Source organism: Paenarthrobacter sp. CC6 (assembly GCF_040560085.1).
Lineage (GTDB): Bacteria > Actinomycetota > Actinomycetes > Actinomycetales > Micrococcaceae > Arthrobacter > Arthrobacter nicotinovorans.
The window spans coordinates 150,157-157,065 of sequence record NZ_JARDAN010000011.1 but is presented as its reverse complement, the minus strand read 5'-3'; the positions used below and the strand labels follow the sequence as shown (position 1 = coordinate 157,065).

The 6,909-nt window shown below is 64.6% G+C and carries 5 protein-coding genes; 4 read left to right on the top strand and 1 reads right to left on the bottom strand.

Translation table 11 applies throughout. The annotated features are described in order from the left end of the window. Positions 1-3,706, bottom strand: a 3,706-nt coding sequence (locus tag PV760_RS13820; protein ID WP_354628034.1) for a DUF4082 domain-containing protein, incomplete at its 3' end; no start/stop codon positions are given. Positions 3,707-4,135: 429 nt separating this feature from the next. Between PV760_RS13820 and PV760_RS13815 the strand changes: the two genes are divergently transcribed. The 4 genes from PV760_RS13815 (at position 4,136) to PV760_RS13800 (ending at position 6,712) form a co-directional block, all read left to right on the top strand. Beyond that, positions 4,136-4,603: a hypothetical protein gene (locus tag PV760_RS13815; RefSeq protein ID WP_354628033.1), complete on the top strand. Its 468-nt coding sequence runs from the start codon at positions 4,136-4,138 to the stop codon at positions 4,601-4,603. A gap of 145 nt (positions 4,604-4,748) precedes the next feature. Continuing rightward, positions 4,749-5,000 (top strand): hypothetical protein, encoded by a 252-nt coding sequence (locus tag PV760_RS13810; protein WP_354628032.1) that lies wholly within the window; start codon positions 4,749-4,751, stop codon positions 4,998-5,000. 15 nt (positions 5,001-5,015) lie between these two features. Continuing rightward, entirely contained in the window at positions 5,016-5,309 is a 294-nt protein-coding gene (locus tag PV760_RS13805) for a hypothetical protein (protein WP_354628031.1), read from the top strand. Positions 5,310-5,626: 317 nt separating this feature from the next. Beyond that, on the top strand, positions 5,627-6,712 hold the full coding sequence (locus tag PV760_RS13800) for a glycosyltransferase family 4 protein (protein ID WP_354628030.1): 1,086 nt from the start codon (positions 5,627-5,629) through the stop codon (positions 6,710-6,712). The last annotated feature ends 197 nt before the right edge of the window (positions 6,713-6,909 follow it).

The following is a 6,909-nucleotide window of genomic DNA, read 5'->3' as shown; positions in this document are numbered from 1 at the left end:
ACCCGGAAGCGGATTCGTTGGTGAAGGTCAGGGTGGCCAGTTGCTGGCCCGCGGCGGTGTAGAGGGACCCGGTGTGGGTGCCGGTGTTGCCGGAGGCTTTGTAGAAGCGGATCCCGGTGATTTGTCCGGCGGTGGTGCTGCTGAACCGGACCCCCAGGGTCAGGGGCACGCCGTCGTTGGCCGAGGGCGTGGCCGGTGTCACGGTGTCCTGGTAGAGGGTGCAGGGACACGTTCCCGGGCTCGATGGCGGCGGGATGGTGGTGAAGGACCAAGTGGGGCTGGTGAGTGGTTGGCCGGACACGGCGGTGGCGCTCACCGTGGCGGTGTAAGAGGTGCCCGCGGCCAGGGCCGTGGCGGGAGTGAACGTCACTTTGCGGGTTTGCGTGTCATAGCTGGAGGAGCCCGCGATAACGGTCCCCGCGGAATTTTTCAGGACCAGGTTTACGCTGTTGGCTGCTTCGGACAGGACCGCGCTGACCGCAGTGCCCAACGGGACACTGGACGCTCCTGGCAGTGGAGTCTGGGAGCTGAGGGTGAACGCTGGTGCTGGGATGGTGACGATGACGTCGACGAGGTAGCTGGCGGTGGAGCGGGAGCCGGGGAAGTCGCCGCTGTAGGTGTAGGCGCCGGCGTCCGGGCCGGTGCGCAGCGGACCGACGCTGAGCCCCGAACCGAACCCGGGGGAGGTGTAGGAGTAGGCGCCGGTGGGGGATTTGTAGGAGACGATGTATTCGGTGTTCGCTGCCATCTGGACGGGCTGGCTGAACATCGCCGTCTGCCACCCGGAAGCGGATTCGTTGGTGAAGGTCAGGGTGGCCAGTTGCTGGCCCGCGGCGGTGTAGAGGGACCCGGTGTGGATGCCCGTGTTGCCCGCTGACTTGTAGAACCGCATGCCTGTCACTTGACCGGCCGAGACACTCGTGAAGCGGACCCCCAGGGTCAGCGGCACACCGTCCCGGATCTCGGCTATTCCCGGTGTCACTGAGTCGTCAAAGAGGCTGCAGGGGCAGGCCCCTGGAACCGGCACGGTCGCCCCTGTCGTGAAGGACCACGTGCCTCCGGCGCTCACCTGCCCGCCGATCGCATCGGTTCCCGCGAGGGTGGCGGTGTATTGGGTGCTGAACGCCAAGGCGGAGGAAGGCGTGAAGGTCGCCCGCCGCGTGGCGGCGTCGTACGCCGTAGCGCCCGCCACAGGACCCGAAGCCGACTGCAAGGTGATTCTGACCGTGGAAGCTGTGACGGATTTGGAGAAGACCGCGCTGACGTTGGTATTGACCGAAATGCTCGAGGACGACGGGAAAGGTGACTGCCCGGAGACCGTCAGGGGAGAAGTGTCCACCGTACTGAACAGCGCGTCGGCAAAGTAGTTGCCCCCGTTGTAGCTGGCCGTCGGGAATCCCTGGGACGAGCTGTAGACACCGGCGGGCTCGGCCCCGAACCCGCCGGCGATTTTCAGTGGGGCATCGGTCGAACCGAAGCTTGCCCACTGGAAGTTCTGGATTGAGTACCGGCCGTTGGGAGCCCAATACGACACCGTATACTTTTGGCCGGCTGCCACGGGCACCGCTTGGCTGAACAGGACGGCCTGCCAGCCGGACGCGGTCTCGCTAGTGAAGGTGGCCGTCGCCAGACGCTCCCCGGCGGAACTCCACAACGAGCCGGTGTGCGTGCCGGTGTTGGCCGCGCTCTTGTAGAAACGGACGCCGGTGACAAACCCGTCCACGGAGGGTGTGAAGCGCAGCCCCATTTCGTACGCGCCGCTGTCCCCGGAGTCCTGTACGGAGGGAACGACTTGGCCAAAGACACTGTAGGGGCCGCTCAAGGTCAAGGTCCGGGTGCTGACGGCGCCGATGTTGGCGCTGTCATCAATCGCCCGGACCTGGATGGTGGCGGACGCCAGACCTTTCTGGATATAGGTGTAGGTCCAGTTCTGTTTCCCCTGGGCCGGGTGCCACGTGGTTCCACCGTCGGTGGAAACTTCGACCCCGGCCACGACGCCGCCGGTGTCGGCTGCGGTTCCGGTGACGGTCACCGATGTGCCGTGGGCCACGGCGGTGCCGTTGGCAGGGGACGTGATGGCCGCGGTAGGTCCCGTGCGGTCGCTGCTGGGCGCGGCCGCGACCAGCCCGGCCGCCAGCGTTACCGGTTGGGCCCCCATATCGCCGAGGAGATTGATTTGGGCCTGACGCATGCGTGCGTCAGCCGGGGCGCCGTCACCGTCGTGCACGGCATCCAAGCCCCAGGTCCATTGGACGCTGCCGGCGGAAAAAACCAGTGCCCCGCTGGCGGCCCGGTACAGGGTTACGTGGTGGGTGGTCGTTCCTGGCGCCACGGTGTTGCCATAGTCCTGCAGGTATTGCGGGACGGCCCCGGTGGACGTTGAAAGCCGGATCAGCCCGGCAGGCCGGAAGCCGTTATCCAGGTCCTCGTTGGATTCATAACCCACGGTGTGCGGGGCCAAAGCCGCCGTCGAGCCTGCCGGCAATGTTGCCAGGGCCGTGTTGCGCCACAGGCGCGTCTTGCCTTCCTCGGCGGAAACGGTGACCGGAAGGTCTGAGAAGTTGGACTGGTACAAGGTGCCGGTGAGGGCGTTTTCGGGGAGTCCGCCACCGTTGGCTTGGGACGCGAAGCGGGGGTCCCGCCAAGTGCCGGTCCACTGGCTGGTCGGGTCGATTTTGTCGTTCGCCCAGGTTTCCTTGTAGCAAGTCATGGTCCGGCCAGCCGTGCCGTCGACGGTGGATGCTTCGAAGCGGGTGCGCCAGTACATTTCGTTGCCGGAGAGGAATTGCAGGTTCACCCCGGCGTCCCGGGCGGCGGTGACATTAGCCCGTTGCGGGCCGGACCAGTATTCGTCATGGCCCACGGAGAGGAACACTTTGTGGTTCAGCAGCTGTGAACCGCTGCGGTCGGCGTCCAGGCCGCTGATGTAGCTGACGTCGTAGCCGTTCTGCTCCAGGAAACGGACCATGGGGTATTCGTTGGAGAAGTAGAAGTCCCTGCCGCCCGGGCCGCCGCGGGTGGCCATGGGCCGGTTGTAACTGACTTTGTAGGCGCGGCCGTTCACGCCCTGGTACAGATCGGATCCGCCGTAGGAGTTGTAGGCCTGCCAGGTCTGGTCGGAGGTTTGGAAGAGCACCGCGGAGGTGTTGCCGTCCTTGCGGACGATGAAGGTGATATGGCTTTGCGCGCCGGTATCGGGGCGGGTCAGGAGGGCGATGTAGACACCGGAGACGGCAGTTGCCGGGACCTGCCACGTGGCCGATACCGCCCACGTGGCGCAATCATAGAGTCCTGTCGCCACGTCGTTGAGGCAGTTTGGCTGGTTTTGGCGGAACGAAGAAGGGACCACGTCGGCGATCTTGCGGGCGCCGTTGCCTCCGTACCAGCCCGTCCTGTAGATGGCGATGGTGTAACTGGGCGCGGTGGTGTCGATCTTGAACCGGATGGGCTGCCCAGCGTTGACGCTGATGTCGGTCGAAAAGCCCTGAATACTGTCATCACCGGGGCCGCTGATGTCCCACTCCGACGGAGGGCTGCCGGGTTTGGAATTCTCGCAGACCACAGCGTTCACGACCGGGTCGCACGGTCCCGCGGCAACGGCTGCAGTGGAGCTGAGGGGCAGCAGGGCTGCCACCATGGTGATGGCCACAAGCACACGCCATCCGTAGGCGAGTGGCTGTCGTCTCTTGGCTGGAAGACCGGTCATCGGTGACTCCTGGAGTGGTACGCCAATAGCAACTGCGGGCCCGCGCGGCGCACGGACCCGGTTTGCCGCTCCCCAGCCAGGTCAAACCGATGTTCAGTTATCGAACAATGTCAAGGGCCGCCCATACTGCCTTGGGCAGTCGTTCCGGAAAACGGGACCGGATCCAACTCCGGCCGCACAGTACGCCGACCAAAGGTGGATCACCGGACTGACTTCACCCAAGCAACCCTTGGGAGGGAGTGTAGGCCTTCCTGCCGAGACACGGCAAGACCTTCCGGCCTGGCCGCTATGCCCTTCGCCATGTTCGGGGAACTTCATGCACACCCTGCTTCGTTGGAAAGCTGCGGGGCTACAGCACCGCACACGGCCCGGTACCCTTAGATCAAGAATCAGCCTCGTTGGGCCTAGCCCGCCGGAAGGAGGAACATCATGACCGCTGCTGTTGGCCAGCGCCTGCGGGTGTTCCTTGGGCGGGCCGGGATGCTCACCGGCATGCTGGTCCTCATCGCCGGGATCTTCGGCATGCACATTCTTTCCGGCGCCCATGACCTGCACGCGGCGGCCCCGTCGCCGGTAGCTGCAACCCAGCTCGACGGGTACGGGTTCGGGGGCGGAGTGGAGGAAAGGACCCCCAAGCAACTGACGACCGTTGCGGCCGAACCGGCGACGTCCGTCTACGACGTGCTCTCTGCCTGCCTGGACCCGGCCACATGTCCGACCATGTCGGCGCCGGCGCAAGAGTGCATCCCGGCCCCGGCCAGTACCGCCTTTGAGGCCCCTGAGCCCGGGGCGGCGTTGCCGGCCTCCCGGATGGGTACCGCCGCCGGACCCCGTTTCTGCTACGAACCTTCGACATCAGGCCCGTCGCCGGGCACCTTGGGCATCAGCCGGACGTAGAGCCCACTGACGCGCGGGCCATCTCTTCCTGCGCCAGCCTCTTTCACCTCGACGCGCCGCACAGGTGCCCACCCGCGCCCGATGACCGTGCCGTCCCCATAAGCGCGCGCGTGCGCACCCGATGTTTAGAAGGACCCCGGATTCCATGAAGAAGTCATTGACCCTTTCGACCCTCGCCGCCGACGCAGGGCAGAGCAAGCCCCAGGATCTGCATTCGGCAGAAGACACACTGCAGCGCGGCAGCGAGCACAACACCGCCGCCGCCGCCGGGGATGCCACCGGTAGCCCGGCCTATGACCTGTCATCCCAGGCACGGTTGGATTTGCTCCGAGGTCTTCCGTCCTTCGGATTTGAAATGGTCGGCGATGAGCCCCGGACCGAATCAGCAAGTTGCTAGGCACCATATGAGGCGGTGCAGAAACCAAGCCACCAAGGGGAACTGACCCGTGGACCTTGGCGGTTTTTCGCCTCCACGGTAACCTCCGGCGCGCTGCTCATCGCCATTCCGCTGGCGATGGCGGCCGGGTTGTCTCCTTCCTGGCCCTCGCCGGAGGCCTCCGTCTTTGGCATTCCGTTCGTGGCGGCCGTCTTGAACCGCCGATGCATCAGTTCAGCCCTGGCCTTGGTTCGCCGCCACATCAGGATCGTGAGCGTCCGTGATCCGTCCTCGTCCGTCTCCGGATGGTCACCGGAGTGGGGGCAGTGAGCTGCTGCAAAACCTCTCCGGAACCTATTTCACCCCTACGGGATCCTGGCCCGCAGAACCAAAGGACCGCCCATGCATATCAAAGGAACAGATGTCATTCGTTCGGACTCTCCACAAGGAGACGTCAGATACGGACTTCCGTTGGCCACGCCATTACCGCAACAACCACATGCTTGGCTGAAGCCGCCAATCTTGCAGCAGGGACCTCAGACAACGGTGGCGTGCTTCCAGAAGGCCGCGGGGACGGACCGTTTGCGATGAGAGTCTTGCATCTGGGCTTTGAGGACCCGCTAATGCCCGGAGCAGGTGGAGGATCCGTGCGGACCCATGAAATCAATCGTCGGCTCGCTGCAGCGGGCTTCCAAGTGACGGTGCTGACTACCCGATATCCGGGCTGGCAGGAAAGGGTCCAAGACGGAGTACTCTATGTGCCTATCGGGTTTGGCTCGGGCGCGAACAGGCTGACCCGCCTGCTGGCCTATGTGGTTCGGTTGCCCTTCGAAGCACGTAAACGCCGGACGGCGGCTGATCTCGTGGTGGAGGACTTCTTTGCCCCGTTCTCCACCATGGCCGCACCGCTCTGGACGCAACGGCCCACTATTGGGATTGTCCAATGGCTTCACGCTGCGGAAAAGGCAAGGCAGTACAAGTTGCCGTTGCAATGGATAGAGCGGTTGGGCGTCCGGAAGCACCGCAGGCTCATTGCCGTTTCTGCGGGAATCGCAGACCGCCTGACGGCCCTGAATCCGGGCGTCCATGTCGACGTGATCGGAAACGGTGTGGATCCCGGGGCGTGGGAACCCGAACCCCGGCTCGGGCAGGACATCCTCTTCATCGGACGTCTGGAATACGGCCACAAAGGTCTGGACCTCCTTCTGGAAGCCTGGCAGCAATGCTGTGAGCGCATCGACGGCGACCTTCTCATCGCGGGCACCGGGCCGGACGAGCCCAGGTTACGCGCAGCCATCCACGACACGGGTCTCTCGGAACGGGTGCGTCTGCTCGGGTGGCTGGCGGGGGACAGGAAGTTCCAAGCATTGAGCGATGCCCGGCTGGTGGTCATGCCATCCCGGCATGAGACCTTCGGCTTGGTGGCCATCGAAGCACTTGCCACCGGGACACCGGTGATTGCCTTCAACATCCCGTGCCTGCGGGAAATCATCCCGGACGGTGCCGGCTGGCTGGTTGACGCCTTCGACGTCACGGCCCTCGCCGAGGAGATCTCACACAGATACCCACAGGCAGGACTGGCAGAAGCTTCTGCCAGTGGTCGGGCATTTGCCGTCGACTACAACTGGGACAGCCTCGCTGACCTGCAGGCCGAGGCGTACCGAACCGCCCTGGCCCACCTGCATGAAGCGAGACCCGCGAAGAAACAGACCAGCTATGTGGAAAGGACTTAGATGCCGTTTCAATCAACAACCGAACGTACGGGGGCTGCCTTGATACCTGGCTTCATAAGGATGGTGGTCCTCAGGAGAGCCACCACCTCATCGACCAAGGCGCATGCCGTGAAGCACGAGACCGGCCGCCACCCAGAGCTGTGGGGGGACACTCTGCCCAGATGTGTCGTAGCCGGGATTACACCCCTGACATACTC